Consider the following 16,184-nt stretch of genomic DNA (forward strand, 5'->3'; position numbering starts at 1 on the left):
CTAGTGTTCCTAGTGTTCCTAGTGTTCCTAGAATTTATATCATTCCTAGATATCCTAGGATTTATAGAAACCCTTGTATTTGAAGTGTTTCTAGGTTTTACTTGAACCCTAGGGTTTCTAGTGTTCCTACTGTTTGTTGGGTTCCTAGGGTTCCTAGGATTCCTAGGGTTTCTAGGGATGCAGTCCACATCAACGGAGGTTGTTCATGACTCAGCTCGATCGAGTGGCCCTCGAGCGCGTCATCGCAGTTATCAACGGCAAAGGAGGTGTCCTCAAAACCTTCCTCACCGCAAACCTGTCCGGCTTCTTCGCCGCCAACGGTTACCGCGTCCTCGTCGTCGACCTCGACCAGCAGGGGAGTCTCGCCCGAGACTACGGAGTCCGAGACGACGACGACTACGACCACGGAAAAGCGCTCGCCGCGGCTCTCATGGTCCAGGCAGCCCTCACGAATGCACGCAAGAGCGTGCGCGAGAACATTGATCTCATCCCGGGAGGACGGCATCTTTCAGGAGTCTCTGGATATCTGATGACCAAGACACCTGAGCAGGCGATTCTGTCGCTGGCGCAGGCGCTTGAGCCTTTCGCGGGGGAGTACGACGTCGTACTCCTCGACGGGCCCCCTGGGGATCAGGCCATCCAGAATGCTGCTCTCGGGGCAGCGCGCTGGGCGATCATCCCGACGAAGTCGGACGCGACGAGCCTCGATGGCCTCGAACAGGTCAACGACCGCTTCGAGCAGGTCCTGCCGTACAACGCGAGCATCGACCTCCTCGGAGTTGTCCTCACCGATGTCGACTCGTCGGCAAAAGCTATTAAGCGCAAGGCGATCCGCCAGATCCACGACATGTTCGGCTCCGACGAGCCGCTGTTTAAGAGCGTGATTCGCCATGCCTCAGCCGTCGTCCAGACCGCACGCGACGTGGGAAAGCTTGTCCTCGAGTTGGAACGGGACGCAAACGATGGTCCCCAGTGGTGGGAGATCCGCCGAGGCGAAGCCTCATCGGATACCTACATCCCGTCCTCTGTGACGGGACTTGCCGGAGACATTCACAGTCTCGCCAGCGAGATCGTTGAACGACTCGCCGCGGGCGAGTCAGAGGAGGACGGGTCATGAGTGACACGCCCACGCGAAAGATCGGCAGTCTCTCGAAGAGGGAGCGCAAGCCCGGCGCTATACCTCCTGCGAACGATGCAGCGCCGACGCCGCCCGACACCACCTCGAACACGGCCATTCCCGTCGCTGCGCCTACCCCACAGCACGAATCTGCGGCGCGAACGGAAAAGAAGGTACAGATCAACGCCACTCTTCCCGCAGAAGTGCGTACACGAGCCCGTGCGGCATACCGTGCCGTCGGATTCACAAGCGGCTACGAGAGCTTCAGTGACCTCGTCGCTAAGGCAATCGAACGCGAAGTGCAACGCCTGGAACTGGAACACAACAACGGCTCACCATTCCCCGGCGGCGAAACGGCCCTGTCGAGCGGCCGACCAATGACCACCTGAGTTACTCATCAACCCGAGGACGCACATGCCGACTGTTGAAGACGCTCCCGTAGAGGAGAAAGCACCCCGCAAACTCGCGCTCACCCGACCAGCGCGAGGAAGGACCAGGCCGATGATGGTCGGCATCGCGATCGCCCTGATCGTGGTCGGCGGGCTCGCCACTATGTGGCTGGTCCAAGCGATGACCACCACCACGAATGTTCTGACCGTGTCCACCGCGGTTGATCGCGGAGACAAGATCGGCCGCGACGACCTCACGAGCATCCAGATCGCCGGCGGACAGCGCATTGATGCGTTCACAGTCGAGCAGCAGGCCGATCTTGAGGGCAAGACAGCGCTAGTAGATCTCCCGGCAGGAACTCTCCTGACATCGGCGAACCTCGGCGACGAGCTTGCCGTGCCCTCAGGATCATCTCTCGTGGGCGTCTCCCTTACGGGTGCTCAGCTCCCCGGTCATGAGCTCGCAGCAGGCGATCGCGTCCGAGTTATCGACACCCCAGTCGCTCAGGGGGACCCTCCAGAGGGGACGCCTGAGAGCTTCGAGGCGACCGTGTTCACAACGTCATATCTGGCGGAGACGCAGATCACCGTTGTTGACCTCATCGTCCCGCAGGATGCCGCGGCCGACATCGCTGCTCGTGCGGCATCAGGACGCGTCGCCTTGGTGCTCGACGAGTCAGCAGGGGAGTAGCCGATGTCGTTGATTCTGCTCTCTTCGGTCTCTGGGGCGCCGGGCGTCTCAACAGCCGCAGTGGGGATGTCGCTGATGTGGCCGAGGCCTGTGCTATTGGTCGAGGCAGATCTTTCGACAACGTCTCGGCTCTTACCCGGGGCCTTGCGAGCTCAGGTGCCTCACGACACGGGGTTGACGGAGCTGCTTGTGGCCAACTCGCACCGAAGCCTTGACGAGGCTGCCCTGTGGGACCAGGCGATCGAGATCGCTGAGAACGTATCTGTTCTCCCCGGGTTCAAATCGATCTCAACCGGAATGAACGCGGGGGAGCGGTTCTGGCGCTCACTCATCGACACGTTACGCATCGTGGAGGCGCGCGGCATCGACATTTTCATCGATGCCGGCAGGCTCATGGTCGACGACCCTCGCGTGGTGTTCATCCGCGAGGCAGAATCCGTTGCACTCTTCTCCGCGAACACTCTTCCGGCGATCGCGAGCGTTCACGCAACACTCCAGCACGGCGACATTGTCGAAGGTCGCGACGCCGGGTGGCTGCGCACTGAGCTCGAACAGATCGGTCACTTCGACCGTCTCGATCTGATCATGACGAACGTCAATGCCCCGGGAAACACGTACCCGGCGAGGCCAGCGGCAAAGTCGCTCGGTGTTGAGCTCCTGGGATCCCTTCCATGGAATCCGCGCGGAGCTGCTCAGTTCACCTTCGACATTCCCACGACCCTGCCCAAGCGCAACGCATATGTGCGCGCGTTGAAGTCTCTAGTTCTGTCCTACTCCGAGCGCTTGGTCGGTCAGGTGGAGGACGAGCTCAGCGAGGAGATCGAACGATGAGCCAGCACAACGACAACCAGCCAGAGCTGACAGACTTCACGACGCTTCCGTTCTTCCAGAACAGCGTCCCGGCCACCTCGGATCAGCCCGCATCCGGACTCTCCAAGGCCGCGTCGCATCTCACCCGTGCCGGCCGAAAAGCGTCACAGACGGATCCTCTGGAAAGTGGGAGCGCGATATTGCCCACCGGCTACGTTCCTGCCCCCTCAGCTCCGTCAGCGGCCGCAGAGGGCACCGCACTCATCGATGTTGCCGTCGCAGATGAAAGTAGCGGCGCACAAGGACATACGGCAGCGGCCCTTCCGCCCGCCACAGATTTCGTTCACGCTGGAACTCTCGAAGAACGAAGCGCCCTTCCGTGGGACGACGTCACGGAGATCCGGGGTGAGGTATCCCGGATGCTTGCAGAGCGGCTCGTCGATGAACCCGATCTCACCGAAAAACAGCGTGAAGCAATCGCGCGCGAGTTCATCGATGATCTCATTCGCACTCGCGTCGACAGTCAGACGCGTGCCGGCCAGAAGGACGCAGCTACACGTTGGGATCAGCGCAAGCAGCAGGCCATCCGGCAGGCGGTACTCGACGGACAGTTCCGACTGGGACGCTTGCAGCCTTTGGTCGACGAAGACGGCGTCGAGAACATCCACATCAACGGCCACGACGATGTATGGCTGTCGTACTCCGATGGCACCACACGCCGCTACCCGTTCAAGGTCGCCGAAAGCGATACCGATCTCACGCAGGAGATCAACTTCCTGGCCACTCGTACCGGTGAAGGCGCACGCTCCTTCACCGCGTCAAACCCCCGACTCCACCTAGACCTCCCCGGCGGAGCTCGCCTGGCTGCCATCGCCGCGCCCGTCGCACAGCGGCCGACCGTCGTCATCCGAATTCACCGCCTCGTTGACGTGCAGCTCTCCGACCTTGCCGAGCGCGGCACTTTGACCACCGAAGCAGCCGCTTTCCTTGACGCAGCTGTTCGCGCTGGCGTCTCCGTCGTCACCAGCGGTTTCCCCGGTGCGGGGAAGACCACCCTCCTCAGAGCGCTCGCTGATTGCATTCCTCGAGACGAGAAGATCGTCACGATCGAGATGGAGCGTGAGCTCTACCTCGACCAGTTGGGGGACCGACACCCGCGCGTGACAAGCCTTGAGTATCGGCCGGGTGGTGGCGAACCGCTCGCGGATGGAAGTTTGCCGGGGGAGATCTCGTTGGAGGATCTCGTTTATGACACCTTGCGTTTGGATACGCAGCGCTTCGTTGTCGGTGAGGTGCGTGGTTCTGAGATCGTCGCGATGATGCAGGCGATGCAGTCTGGTGTGGGTTCGTTGTCGACGTTGCATGCGGAAAGCGCGGACTTTGCCATCGATCGTCTGTCCGCACTCATGCTTTCTCGAGGGGCAAACACGACGCCGGTGTATGCCTATCGGATGATCGAGCAGAACATCGATCTGATCGTGCAGATCACGAAGTTCACCGACCGCCAGACGGGCGAGATGCGTCGTGCGATCACCGAGATCTCTGAGATCTTGCCGGGGGAGAATATGAATGATTCTCGCCCTGTCACGCAGACGATTTTCAAGTACAACAAGCACTCGCGACAGTTGGAACTCGATACTCTGCCGTCGCCTCGGCTTGCTGAGGAACTTGCCGAGGCTGACTACGACGTCGCAGTGTTGCAGGGCGCATCATGATGGCCGCGGTTACACTTTCCGTCCTCGTCGCCATGGGCGGCGCTGTGCTGCTCGTGTTCACGCTGGTGCCGCCCACGCAGCGCGAGGGGGAGCCGGCGCGTTACCGGAAGCAGAAGCGCGGGTGGAGTCTCAGCAGGCCCACGCAGCTCCGACTGTTGATCGGCGTCGGTGTTGGAGTGTTGCTGACGTTGATCACGCAGTGGGTTGTTTTGATCGTGGCGATCCCGCTGGCGGTTATCGGACTTCCTCTGCTGTTGAAGGATGACAACCAGAAGGTCATCGACAAGCTCGATGGTCTCGAGGCATGGACCCGGAGCTTGGCCGGTCTCACCACGGCTGGTCAGGGACTGGAGCGCACTTTGATCGCGTCACGCGATAGCTGCCCCGCACCCATTAAAGATGAAGTCACTCGCCTCGTGGCCCGTCTGAACTCACGCATGACGACAGAGAATGCGCTGCGGATGTTCGCCGACGAGCTCGACGATGAGACCGCTGATCTCGTCGTCGCTCATCTGCTGTTGAAGACGAATCAGCGCGGGTCCGGGCTCGCCAACGCGCTCCAGGACCTTGCCGAAAGCATCCTCAGTGAGGTTCGTGCACGCCGACAGATCGAGACTGAACGTTCCGGGCCCCGTAATGAGACACGCATCGTCGTGTTCGTCACTCTCGGCGTTGTCGGGTTGCTCTTGGTCGCGCAGTCATACAGCGCCCCCTACGGCACCCCGCTCGGGCAGGTCCTCCTCGCCGCATATCTTGCGATCGACGTTCTCCTGCTGTTGATGATGCGACGCATGACACGAGCGATCCCGGGTCCTCGGATCCTGGTCCGCACCAGGAAAGGCGCCTGATGATCGATCCCTTGTTCATTCTTCCCGGTGCTGCTGTCGGAGCGGGGATTGCGATATTGATCTCGGTTCTGGTGCCTGGACCGCCGGCATTGAGTGTTGCTCTTGAGCGTGTGGCACCTGTTCCGGTCGCCAAGAGTTCCGGTCGCTCTCAAGCAAACGCGTTTCATGACCGTGTCGGGGGCACCATGCTGCGGCAGGTTGCCGGGTTCCCGGGATTCTCAATCCCCGAGGTCGATCTGCGCTTGATTGGCATGACCGTCAACCGGTATATGACGTTGAAGGCGCTCTTCACGGCCGGATTCTTCCTCCTGCCGTTCATCATCGGATTGCTGTTCCAGGCCATGGGTCTTGTGGCCTTCTATATCCCTGGTCTGTTCGGATTTCCTCTAGCTGTGCTGGGATGGTTCATACCGAACCTGACGACGAAAGGAGAAGCAGAGAATGCGCGCGCCGAGTTCACTCGTGCCGTTGCGGTGTACCTCGAACTCGTCGCCAGTGAACGCACGCGTGGCGCTGCGCCGAGTAGGGCGCTGGAGTCAGCGGCGAGCGTGGGGCAGTCTTGGGTGTTTTTGCGCCTCTCGCAGGAGCTCGCGCAAGCAAGGTATGCCGGTATCGCTGCATGGGATGCGCTGGAGCGTCTCGGTGCCGAGATCGATGTCCCGGATCTCACTGAGCTCGCCCGTCGCATGCGGTTGTCCGGCGAAGAAGGCGCCAGCGTTTACGAGACCCTCCGCGCGCAGGGGAAGTCGCTTCGGAACCGGCTCCTCAATATGCAGCAGACCGAGGCGAACAAGTCCACAACACGGATGGTCATGCCGATGGCGATGACCGGCCTGGTGTTCATGCTGCTGCTGGGAACACCGTTCGTCCTCAATCTGCTCTTTCTATAAACCCAATGTCCGTGAACTACTCGCCCCCAGGCATAGCCCCATAGACGTTCCCACATCCGTCACACGCCCCAAATAAGCTGTTCACCCATTAACTGGAAGGAAAACACGATGAGTACCCTCAGTCGCAAAGCACTTGCTCAGATCCGAGGTCGCGTCACCGCCTACGTCCGGCAGGACACCGAGCGAGGAAGCATCACGCTCGAGCAGGTCGCCTGGGCCGCCGGCATCGGCATTGTCGCTATTGGAGTGATCGCTGGCGTCGTCGCTGCCATCAACGCTTTCGCATCCCAGATCCCGACTGGTCTTTGACGCGATGTCTCCTGTCCTGAGCCGCGTTCGCTCCCGCTTCATGACGAAGCAGGATCACGAGCGCGGCTCAGTGACGCTGGAGATGGTGATCCTGTACCCCGCGGTCCTCTTGTTCCTGGGCGTAATCATCCATTTCGGGATCATGGGGCACACCAACAACATCGCCCACCAAGCCGCCACAATCGCCTTGCAGGAGCTGCGCCTCGAAAGAGGAGCCGACTCCGCAGCGGTCGCCGCCGCTCACGGGTACTTGTCGAACACGACCCTCGATGGAGCATGGGTCGAGATCGCCAAGGGACCGGAGCGTACGTCTGTCACCGTGAGCGGAACATCCCCTTCGTTCTTGCCAGGACTCGAGAACCAGATCTCAGAGACCGTGACTGGACCAACTGAAAGGTGGGTGAACTGATGAGACGCCTCCGCCAGCTCCTCACTCGCGACGACGGTTCTGCCACTCTCGAGATCGTGATTTGGGCCGTCCCGATCACCCTTTTCCTGATCCTGATGGCAGCAGGATTCCGGATGACGTCGACCATGCAGTCCGTCGACAGCGCCGCAGCCGCAGCTGCCCGTGCCGCTTCACTCGAGAACGACACCACCAGCGCAACCGCATCCGCGCAGTCCATCGCCTCCGACCAGCTCACCCTCGACAACGTCGACTGCGTCTCCCTCGACATCGCCGTCGACGCGAGAGGCATCAATGCTCCTCTCGGGCAAACAGGCACCATCACAGCGAACATCACTTGCGCTGTTTCCCTCTCCAACGCCACCCTCATCGGCCTTCCTGGCACCAAAGACGTCACCGCCTCCGCGACCGTCCCCTACGACGCATTCAAGGAGAGGAACTGATGCGCACCACTCGCCTCCCGCAGGACCGCGAATCCGGCCAGATCACCCTCTTCCTCGTGATTCTCATCCCCGCACTCCTCGCGATCGTCGCGATCGGCATCGATGGTGCAGGTGCCGTCGCCGCACAGACAAAGACATACAGCACCGCGCAAGCAGCAGCTCGCGCCGGCGCCAACACCCTCGCCGCAGGCGAAGCGATCAGCACGGGAGCAGGCAACGTCGGTTACGACGCACCAGCAATCGCCGAGGGTTACCTCGCCGCGAGCGGATTCAGCGGATCCGCGTCTCGCACCGACCAGACAGTGACCGTGACCGCGGACACCTGGTACGAAACGAAGCTCCTCTCCATCGTCGGCATCACCGCCATCCCTGTCCACGCAACCGCCCGCGCAGAACTCGTCTCGGAGTAGTACCTCATGCGAAACCGCACCCTGATCGCCACAGCCGCCCTCGCACTGACCGCGACAGCGGTGCTCGCCGGCTGCACCACCGATGCCGCCCCGACGGAGACAGAGACGCCCGCGGCGAGCGCGACCCCATCCCCAACACCCACGCCGACAACTGATCTGTCGATAGCAGCGGTGTCCGAAGAGGAAGCGATCGCGGCCGGCACGCAGCTGATCGATCAGTTCTATGAGGCATGGGGGAAGGTCGTTGCTGATCCGAGTGAGGAAGCAGCTCGTGAGTTCATGTCGGGCGTTACGTTCGACAAGCAGTTGAGCGACTTGGAGACCGCGGCCAAGAACATGGAGACCGCTGATTTCAGCATCGATGGTACCGACGTTTTCATCCCTGATGAGGGTGCGACCGATCTCTCTTCCTGGCCCGAGGGTGAACCGATTACGTCGTTCGAACTTTTCGGGTGCCTCGATCAATCTGGCGTGACCGCCACCGACGGCGATGGGACGGTCACCGAAGGGTCGGCGGAGCCCTCCCGCGTCTCATTCTTCATTCTGTACGTCTCTGCCGCCGATGCCGACCTAGTTCCCGATCCTGAGCGGTATTACATCCTCAACTACGACTCAACGTCCGAGGAGGGAACATGCGGCGCCTGATCATTGCGCTCCTCACAATCTCGCTCTTTGTGGCACTACCAATGATGGGAACGGGCGGGACGTCCGCTCACGCTGACTATGAGCACGGGTGCGATCCACTCAACCCCGAGTGTTGGGTTGGCGGAGGAGAGGACCCAGACCCGGCACCGCAGCCGGAACCGGGCCCAATCACCGATCCCGTTGGCTCAGCAGACGAGTGCTTGTACAACGGTGAACCGATCACGTGCGAGCGCGCGGGCGGGTACTGGAGCAACGCGGATCAATGCTATTGGCTGCCCGTGGCTACAGAGCAGGATCCTCCAGAGGGGGAGAAAGCATCAGAGGGTGGCTGGTATACCTGCGCGCCTCCGATGTGCTTCATCGGCAATGGAAACTACTTGGATGGATGCGGTGATCCCCAGTGGCTCGCCGCTCCTCCTGCGGGGATCACCATCAGCCCGTACCAAGCAGCAGCTGCGGTAGCGGCTCGCCTGTCGATCTCTCCAATTGAGATCGGGATGGCGCCCCGAGTGAATCCGGAGTTCGGCCACCGCCGCACACACGTCGGGGTGCCTGTCTGGATGTGGGTCGCCAACCCCGGACCGACGACGTTCGACGGGTACTCCGTTTCCGACAGCGAGGGCGGCCTAGCAGTGACGGGCAGCGTGAAGGTGTCGAGCCTCGAGTGGGACATGGGCGACGGTTCCGTCATCGTTTGCGGCACCAAAGGGCAGTCGTATGAAGCTGGCTTCGGGTGGGCGGAGTCGCCGGATTGCGGACACATGTACCAGCAGACCAGCCAGTCTCAGGCAGGGGATCGATACACGATCTCGGCAACGTCCCGCTGGCAATTCCAGTGGGAGGCCGGCGGACAGACCGGCACGATCGATCTCGACACGCAGAGCAGCGAATCGCTCGAAGTCAACGAGATGCAGACGGTCAACGTCTCACCAAACGGATAAGGGCCGCGGAGAAAGAAGTCACCATGCGATTGATTAAAGCGCTCGCCGCGTTGCTCGTTTCGATGGGCCTGTTGGCGGGGATCCCGGCTCTGCTGTGGTTCTTTGCAGGTAATCCAATTCCGTCGTGGGGGGAGACCGTTGCGGCGTTCACTGGCCCTGATGTCGGGGGAGTGTTCCTCACGGCGACGGTGCTGCCGCTAATCGGTTGGGTCGCGTGGGCATCGTTCGCGATCGGCTTCGTGCTCGAGATCCCGAATCAGTTGCCTGCGCGCGCTGAGCGTGGTTCTCGTTCGCGGCCGCGTCGCAAGGTGCGCGTGGCTGGCTTCGGTGTCCAGCAGAAGGCGGCGGGCGTACTGATCGGTGCGATCATCGCGATCGGTGCTCCTGCCGGAGCGTTCGCGGCCGAGGAGCCTTCCACACAGGTGCCGGCTGTGCAGCAGGTCGCTGTCACAGCCGAGGAGACATCGCAGGACGTCGCTGAGCAGACGCAGGTCGCTGAGCCGGTCTACGAGGAGCGAGAGGCCCTCACAGATCGGACTGTGCAGCCCGGAGACACTCTCTGGAACATCGCCGAGGATGAGCTCGGATCAGGTGAGCGGTTCGGTGAGATCGCAGCGGCGAGCGCTGATGTTGTCCAAGCGGATGGGCAGCGGTTGACGGATCCGGATCTTATTCAGCCAGGGTGGACGGTGAAGGTTCCGCATGTGGAGCGGGTGGAGGTTTCTGCGCCCGCGTCGGTGCCAGAGGAATCGCCAGCGCCGGCGGAGAATCCGGCTCCTGTCGTGGAGGCTCCGGCGGAGGAATCGGCTGGCGGCGCTGGCGGCGGAGCAGTCGCGCAGGAGGAGGCACAGTCGGCGCAGGAGGAGCAGTCGCAGTCTGCTGGTCGTGCTTCTCAGTCTGGTGCGGAGGGCTCCGTTGCTGCTGGGGAGGTTGAGAGCGTCGACGAGAGCGAGTCATGGGGCGTGTTCAACGTTGCGACGCTGGGGGGCATCGGTGGTGTCCTGGCTGCTGGGTTGCTGGGCCTGTTGGGCTGGCGTCGCGTGATGCAGCGCCGGCGCCGGAAGCCGGGGCAGCGGATGGCGCTTCCGGAGACGCTGGGGGAGCTCGAGCTCGAGATGCGCGCCGTTGAGGATCCGGGCGGACAGGAGCACCTGGACACGGTATTGCGTCACTTCGCGCTGTGGGCACAGTCGTCCGGGTCGCCGGTATCGGTTCCGCCGATGGTCAGGATTGATGCGGCCGAGGTGTCGTTGTATTTCACAGAGGGTGCCGTGCAGCTCCCGGAGCCGTTTGTGGCGGCTTCCGAGGATGGTCTTGTGTGGTCGATGACTCGTGCGACGATTCCCCCGCTGGAGGATGTTCCTTCGGCTCCAATGCCGGCGTTGATCGCGCTGGGGCGTGACGAGAACGATGGATCTATCTACGTCGACCTCGAGCAGGTCGGTGCGCTGAACATTGTGAGCGAGCGTGAGGATCTGCGGATCTCGTCGCTGTCGGCTCTTGCGATCGAGCTTGCGGTTAATTCGTGGTCCGAAGATGTGCGCGTACTCATGGTCGGTTCGGCCGCGAACGTTCCTGGTTCTCTTGGGACGGGACGTATCGAGCAGGTGGAGGATGTGGACACGCTAATGCGGAATCTGCGAGTGCAAGCGGCCGCGGCCGAGCAGGTTCTGGCAGAGATGGGCGTGGACAGTCCCGAGCAGGCGCGTCTGCTGAACGATGACGCCGAAGGGTGGGCGCCAGAAGTGATCGTGCTCACCGAGCCCCTCGAGGAAGAGGTTATGACCGAGCTCGGCGAGCTGGTCGCGCGGATCCCGCGGATCGGGATCGCTGCGATCGCCAACGGCCACCTCGCCGGCGATTGGACCTTTACCCTCGAGGACGAAGCGTCCGCTGCCCTCGCGATTCCGGCATGGGGCGTATCGATCCCGGTTATCCCGCAGCTGGTGACTAGCGCCGAAGCACAGCAGCTCGAGGACATCTTTGACACCGCCACGAACCACGAAGCCACCGGTGACGAGGCTCCGGCAGAGATCTCGATCGAACAGATCCCGACGTTGGCCCCGGACACCGACGCCTATCTCACCGAGGTACGAGCCACCGACTCCGACGTTCTGCCCGCTGACGACGAGCAGGGATCCACCGCTGCGGAGACGGTCGCTGCCGAGCCGATCGCCGAGACCACCGAGGCCGTGACGGCAGCGGCGGACGTGGTGGGGCTCAATGATGACGAGCTGTACATTCGCGTGCTCGGTACGCCGAAGGTGGTCGGTGCGCGCGGTTCGTTGCCGATGGATGAGAAGAATGCGAAGGCCTCTCGCCATGCGATGAAGTACGGCACCGAGCTCGCCGCCCTGCTGGCGCTGTCCGACGGCCTCTCGTCGCACGAGCTCTCGGCCGCAATGTGGCCAGGGCTGGTAACCGAGGGCAAGAAGGCCAACAGCCGACGCAACGGCCTGGTCAGCAAGCTGCGGCACTGGCTAGGAACGAACGAGGAAGGCCAGGAGTACCTCCCGAAGAAGATCGATCTGTATCGCATCGCCGCTCGCACGGACTGGGATGTGTTCTGCGATCTCGCCGGCGAGGATGTGCACCAGGCATCGAATGAGCAGCTGGTAGCCGCACTGGAACTGGTGCAGGGGCAGCCGATCTCCGGCATCGCCGACAAGCGGTACGTGTGGGCAGACACGGTGCGGCAGACGATGATCTGCAAGATCGGAGACGTCGCCCACGAGGTTGCTGCTCGAGCGCTCGAATCAGGCGACCCCCGACGCGCACGCCACGCCGCATCCGTCGGGCTGACCGTCGACCCGATCTCCGAGGTGCACTGGCGCAACGCCATGCGCGCGGAGTACCAGATCGGCGACAACGAAGGTGTGGAACGACTCATCACCCAACTCGAGGACCACCTCACCAGCGTCGACGAGGGCTACGAGCCCGACGCGGAAACACAAGCCCTAATCGACGAGCTACACAACCGCTCCACCCGCCTGGCTGCATGATGACGGTCACGAACACGGCCAAGAAGATCCGACGACGCGACGTCGCCGGATTGAGCCTTACCGCGTTCGTGACCGGCCTCGGCGCCATCACCCTAATCGCCGACACATCTCCCCTCCCGGGCCGATGGACCCTTCTCGCGTGCTTCGTCCTCGTCGGCGCCGGCCTCGCCATCTTCGATGCCCGACACCATCGCCTGCCCGACATCGGCACCCTGCCACTCGCCGCTGGCATTTTTGGCGGCGTCTTCGCACTGAGAAACACCACAGGGGACACCACCGCTCTGACGAACGCCGTTCTCGTCTCGGCCGCGCTCGCCGGCGTCCTATTCATCCTGGGAGTCATCAGCGGCCTCGGTCTCGGCGACGTCAAGCTATCGCTGTCCATCGGAATGCTGCTCGGGGGGATTTCCTGGGAACTGCCCTTCCTCGCGGTAGTCGCCGGCTTCTTCCTCGCGGTCCCTCACGCGGTAATCGGCCTCACACAACGACGCAACAACCCCGACCGGACCTCGCGGCTGGCATTCGGCCCGTACCTCGTCGCCGGCACAGCCCTCGTCGGTGCGTGGACGCTCACCACAGGCTGACCAGTCGCGGCCGTCAGATGAGTTCCGGGGGTCGGCGCCGATCTGTTCCTGACCTGTCGACCTTGACGGGGGCGCTCACGCGCCGCGTCGCGCCGCGGTAGAGCACCGCAACTCGAGCGAGATCATGCGGAACGCGATTGCGAAGTATCTACTCGATACCTGGCGCTCGAGCCGCCAGCACCCTCGTTGCACGCGGCTTTACACTTCGATGATCTGTAAGGCCGCGTAAAGGCACCAGGCAGACAACGCGAACGTGCTTGCGGTCGACGTCGCTTCTGGACTTCATGGCTGAATCTGTCGGAGTCTAGTTAAATATGACTGCTTATAACAGCCTGTTATACGGGGTTATATTCAACTAGACTTTTCGCTATGAACTCGGTCACCAACCCATATTCACCCGGAGCAGGAGCACGCCCGGCAGCGCTGACAGGCCGTGACGACGTGCTCACCGCCTGGGAGACGTCGCTGCAACGCGTCAGTAGGGAACGAATCGACCAGCCACTCATCCTGCATGGCTTGAGGGGGATGGGGAAAACGGTCCTCCTGGCCGAGTTCCGACGGCGAGCGCTGAAACGAAACTGGCTGGTAGCAAAAGCCGAGGCAAGTATCGGAAGCAAGCTTCGCGACCTCCTGGGCGAATCCCTGTATGAGCCACTCCTCGAGATCTCACGCCCATCGGCCGGCAAGCGCGCCCTCCAGGCGTTGAAAACCGCACTGAGCTTCAAGGCGTCCTACGACATGACTGGCGCGTGGTCCTTCGGCGTTGACCTCTCCGACTCAACAGGCGGGGGAGCGGACACCGGAGACCTCAATACGGACATCCGCCTGGTGATCAGAGACGTGTCTGCTGCTGCGGGTGAGGACAACGTCGGTCTCGCGGTATTGATCGATGAGGCACAAGACCTCTCGACCGAAGACCTCACAACGCTGTGCGCTGTTGCGCATGAGGCGGTTCAGTCGGGCTGGCCGGTGCTTATAGCGCTGGCAGGGTTGCCGAGCTTGCCTCAGATACTGGCCGAGGCAAAGTCTTACGCCGAGCGATTTCGGTACATGCAGATCACGTCACTCGATGAGGCGGCCGCGATCGATGCACTCCAGGATCCTGCGGCCGAGGAGGGCGTCGACTGGGAGCCATATGCTCTCGCCGCTGCCGTGGAGGGTGCCGGACGGTACCCGTTCTTTTTGCAGCAAATTGGGCATGAGACATGGGAGGCGGCACCGAAGAGTCCCATCACGGTCGCAGATGTGGAAGTCGGTATCGCGCGAGGGTCTGCGGCGCTCGACAATGGTTTCTTCCGGGTTCGTTGGGACCGCGCTACGCCGGGGGAACGGAACTACCTCCGTGCCATGAAGCTCGCAGGCAACGCCACGATCGCCTCGAGTGAGGTTGCTTCGAGCCTGGGGAAGAAGGCAGCCCAAGTCAGCACCGTCCGCGACCGCCTCATCTCGAAGGGGCTCATCTACGCGCCCGAGCACGGCCTCTTGGCGTACACAGTGCCGGGGATGGCAGCGTTCATCGACCGGCAGACCCTCGAGTAGCCGCCCAATGTCGCCCAGCTCGGAAGATCGCCTTGGAATGAAGCCACTACGCCGCAGTCGGCGAGCCAATGGGGCGCCGGAAGCAGCGGCTGCGGAACGTGCGACTGCTCGTGTGACAGATACTTTCAAGCGCCGTGTCCGTGAGTGCTGCCAGAACGGGCATAAGGGAATGAGGGCGGTCATCCGCCACGCCGAGGGCAACGCGAGATCTGGAGAGTTTCGCCTACAGAATGAGCGGAGCCCCGGCGCTATCAACACCGGGGCTCCAAGAAAGGTTTTCCAATGCCTAGTCTACCCGTGACTTACCCGCACCCTCTGGACGCGACGCGCCGTGCTGAGGTGAGTGCATTATGACCGATGAGACACTCTTCGATCTCGGTCAGTACCCGCAGCCTTCCGTGGCACAAGGGACGATCGCATCAGCAGCAACGGAGCTGCCTTCGACGACCGACGTTGCGCCAGATTCGGGCGTCGTGCCGCACGCGGTTGTCACGCCGCGGACGTCAACGGCCGCGGCCGAGAAGCATCAGATGACTCTCCTCGCTATTCAGGAGAAGATGATGGCGCGCGGGAATGATCGCGGCAACATCGGATTCACCACGCCTTTGTGGGCACAGTTCGCTCTTCCGCACCGAGATCCGGGAGACGTGCCTTTCTGGTCGACGCAGAACCGTGGCCTGGATCTCGTCATTACGCCAGGAAGTCGGCTCGATGAAGGTGGCAGCCGTGTCACCGCGGGTTACCCCTGGGGGCGTGTCCCACGGGCAATGCTGACGTTCATGGCTACGCAGGCTGTGCTCACAGAAAGCCCCGTGATTGAACTCGGTGAGGGGCGTCGCGAGTTCTTCCGCCGCGTTGGTATCGCCCGTGCGGGAGCGAAGCGAGAAAAGCAGGTCTTCCATCTGATCGAGGCGCTCGCTGCGGCCGATGTGAAGGTGGAGGAGACCGAGAAGGGTTCCTCTGGGAGCTGGGGGTATCGATGGCGGCGGATGTCGTTCGTTGACGGACTCCAGCTGTGGCTAAATGAGGAGAAGGACCCGGGAGCACCCCTATGGGGTTCAACAGTGCGACTGAGCGACGACTTCTTTGAGACGATCGTGAAGGCGCCGATGCCCTTGCTGCTGGAGGATTTGAAGCTGCTCGGCTCATCGACGCTGGCACATGACATCTATCTGTGGCTGACCTACCGGATGCACCAGCTGAGTCGGTCACAGACGATCACGTACGAGCAGCTCTACGCTCAGTTCGGCGCCGGGCACAGCCACATGCGAAACTTCCGCATCGCCTTCCGGAAAAGTCTTGATCGCGTTTTGAAGGTCTACACCGATGCGAACGTGAGTGTCGACCTCGACAAGCCTTACATTCGACTGCACCCGTCGAAGCCGCGTGTCCCGTCGACTCGAGCGCTCAGGGCTATCTAGGAGCCCTCAGTAAGAAGGGGCGGG

At 62.2% G+C, this 16,184-nt stretch carries 17 protein-coding genes; all 17 read left to right on the forward strand.

Annotation, left to right across the window (positions count from 1 at the left end; translation table 11 throughout):
- Positions 1-205: 205 nt before the first annotated feature.
- The 17 genes from G510_RS0112070 (at position 206) to G510_RS0112145 (ending at position 16,160) form a co-directional block, all read left to right on the forward strand.
- Positions 206-1,117: a ParA family protein gene (locus G510_RS0112070; RefSeq protein WP_084644356.1), complete on the forward strand. Its 912-nt coding sequence runs from the start codon at positions 206-208 to the stop codon at positions 1,115-1,117.
- Entirely contained in the window at positions 1,114-1,506 is a 393-nt protein-coding gene (locus G510_RS18345) for a ParB family protein (RefSeq protein ID WP_157560598.1), read from the forward strand. Before G510_RS0112070 ends, G510_RS18345 begins: the two co-directional genes overlap by 4 nt.
- A 115-nt stretch (positions 1,507-1,621) precedes the next feature.
- Positions 1,622-2,197, forward strand: coding sequence for an SAF domain-containing protein (locus G510_RS16760; protein WP_036323188.1), 576 nt, complete (start codon positions 1,622-1,624; stop codon positions 2,195-2,197).
- 189 nt (positions 2,198-2,386) lie between these two features.
- On the forward strand, positions 2,387-3,028 hold the full coding sequence (locus tag G510_RS18585) for a hypothetical protein (protein ID WP_029153832.1): 642 nt from the start codon (positions 2,387-2,389) through the stop codon (positions 3,026-3,028).
- Positions 3,025-4,722 (forward strand): TadA family conjugal transfer-associated ATPase, encoded by a 1,698-nt coding sequence (locus tag G510_RS16765; RefSeq protein ID WP_169562624.1) that lies wholly within the window; start codon positions 3,025-3,027, stop codon positions 4,720-4,722. Before G510_RS18585 ends, G510_RS16765 begins: the two co-directional genes overlap by 4 nt.
- A complete protein-coding gene (locus tag G510_RS0112090; RefSeq protein ID WP_036323176.1) occupies positions 4,719-5,570 on the forward strand; it encodes a type II secretion system F family protein in 852 nt (283 codons plus the stop codon). The genes G510_RS16765 and G510_RS0112090 overlap by 4 nt, the downstream gene beginning before the upstream one ends.
- Entirely contained in the window at positions 5,570-6,460 is an 891-nt protein-coding gene (locus tag G510_RS0112095) for a type II secretion system F family protein (RefSeq protein WP_029153834.1), read from the forward strand. Before G510_RS0112090 ends, G510_RS0112095 begins: the two co-directional genes overlap by 1 nt.
- Before the next feature lie 108 nt (positions 6,461-6,568).
- Positions 6,569-6,769 (forward strand): hypothetical protein, encoded by a 201-nt coding sequence (locus G510_RS0112100; RefSeq protein WP_029153835.1) that lies wholly within the window; start codon positions 6,569-6,571, stop codon positions 6,767-6,769.
- Positions 6,770-6,809: 40 nt separating this feature from the next.
- On the forward strand, positions 6,810-7,178 hold the full coding sequence (locus G510_RS0112105) for a TadE family protein (RefSeq protein ID WP_169562626.1): 369 nt from the start codon (positions 6,810-6,812) through the stop codon (positions 7,176-7,178).
- A complete protein-coding gene (locus G510_RS0112110; RefSeq protein ID WP_157560600.1) occupies positions 7,166-7,618 on the forward strand; it encodes a TadE/TadG family type IV pilus assembly protein in 453 nt (150 codons plus the stop codon). The genes G510_RS0112105 and G510_RS0112110 overlap by 13 nt, the downstream gene beginning before the upstream one ends.
- Positions 7,618-8,028, forward strand: coding sequence for a pilus assembly protein TadG-related protein (locus G510_RS0112115; RefSeq protein WP_036323182.1), 411 nt, complete (start codon positions 7,618-7,620; stop codon positions 8,026-8,028). Before G510_RS0112110 ends, G510_RS0112115 begins: the two co-directional genes overlap by 1 nt.
- A gap of 6 nt (positions 8,029-8,034) precedes the next feature.
- A complete protein-coding gene (locus G510_RS0112120; protein ID WP_157560602.1) occupies positions 8,035-8,673 on the forward strand; it encodes a hypothetical protein in 639 nt (212 codons plus the stop codon).
- Between the two features lie 278 nt (positions 8,674-8,951).
- Positions 8,952-9,614 (forward strand): ATP/GTP-binding protein, encoded by a 663-nt coding sequence (locus G510_RS16770; RefSeq protein ID WP_157560604.1) that lies wholly within the window; start codon positions 8,952-8,954, stop codon positions 9,612-9,614.
- A gap of 23 nt (positions 9,615-9,637) precedes the next feature.
- Complete coding sequence (locus tag G510_RS0112130; protein WP_029153840.1) at positions 9,638-12,616, forward strand: AfsR/SARP family transcriptional regulator; 2,979 nt, start codon at positions 9,638-9,640, stop codon at positions 12,614-12,616.
- Entirely contained in the window at positions 12,613-13,200 is a 588-nt protein-coding gene (locus G510_RS16775) for a prepilin peptidase (RefSeq protein ID WP_084644360.1), read from the forward strand. The genes G510_RS0112130 and G510_RS16775 overlap by 4 nt, the downstream gene beginning before the upstream one ends.
- 369 nt (positions 13,201-13,569) lie before the next feature.
- On the forward strand, positions 13,570-14,739 hold the full coding sequence (locus tag G510_RS0112140) for an ATP-binding protein (RefSeq protein ID WP_029153841.1): 1,170 nt from the start codon (positions 13,570-13,572) through the stop codon (positions 14,737-14,739).
- Positions 14,740-15,089: 350 nt separating this feature from the next.
- On the forward strand, positions 15,090-16,160 hold the full coding sequence (locus tag G510_RS0112145; protein WP_029153842.1) for a replication protein RepA: 1,071 nt from the start codon (positions 15,090-15,092) through the stop codon (positions 16,158-16,160).
- Positions 16,161-16,184 lie beyond the last annotated feature (24 nt).

The organism is Microbacterium gubbeenense DSM 15944 (genome assembly GCF_000422745.1).
Lineage (GTDB): Bacteria > Actinomycetota > Actinomycetes > Actinomycetales > Microbacteriaceae > Microbacterium > Microbacterium gubbeenense.

Coding starts and splice junctions, on each gene's coding strand:
- G510_RS0112070 (WP_084644356.1), top strand. CDS start 206: ATGACTCAGCTCGATCGAGTGGCCCTCGAGCGCGTCATCGCAGTTATC.
- G510_RS18345 (WP_157560598.1), top strand. CDS start 1,114: ATGAGTGACACGCCCACGCGAAAGATCGGCAGTCTCTCGAAGAGGGAG.
- G510_RS16760 (WP_036323188.1), top strand. CDS start 1,622: ATGGTCGGCATCGCGATCGCCCTGATCGTGGTCGGCGGGCTCGCCACT.
- G510_RS16765 (WP_169562624.1), top strand. CDS start 3,025: ATGAGCCAGCACAACGACAACCAGCCAGAGCTGACAGACTTCACGACG.
- G510_RS0112090 (WP_036323176.1), top strand. CDS start 4,719: ATGATGGCCGCGGTTACACTTTCCGTCCTCGTCGCCATGGGCGGCGCT.
- G510_RS0112095 (WP_029153834.1), top strand. CDS start 5,570: ATGATCGATCCCTTGTTCATTCTTCCCGGTGCTGCTGTCGGAGCGGGG.
- G510_RS0112100 (WP_029153835.1), top strand. CDS start 6,569: ATGAGTACCCTCAGTCGCAAAGCACTTGCTCAGATCCGAGGTCGCGTC.
- G510_RS0112105 (WP_169562626.1), top strand. CDS start 6,810: ATGACGAAGCAGGATCACGAGCGCGGCTCAGTGACGCTGGAGATGGTG.
- G510_RS0112115 (WP_036323182.1), top strand. CDS start 7,618: ATGCGCACCACTCGCCTCCCGCAGGACCGCGAATCCGGCCAGATCACC.
- G510_RS0112120 (WP_157560602.1), top strand. CDS start 8,035: ATGCGAAACCGCACCCTGATCGCCACAGCCGCCCTCGCACTGACCGCG.
- G510_RS0112130 (WP_029153840.1), top strand. CDS start 9,638: ATGCGATTGATTAAAGCGCTCGCCGCGTTGCTCGTTTCGATGGGCCTG.
- G510_RS16775 (WP_084644360.1), top strand. CDS start 12,613: ATGATGACGGTCACGAACACGGCCAAGAAGATCCGACGACGCGACGTC.
- G510_RS0112140 (WP_029153841.1), top strand. CDS start 13,570: ATGAACTCGGTCACCAACCCATATTCACCCGGAGCAGGAGCACGCCCG.
- G510_RS0112145 (WP_029153842.1), top strand. CDS start 15,090: ATGACCGATGAGACACTCTTCGATCTCGGTCAGTACCCGCAGCCTTCC.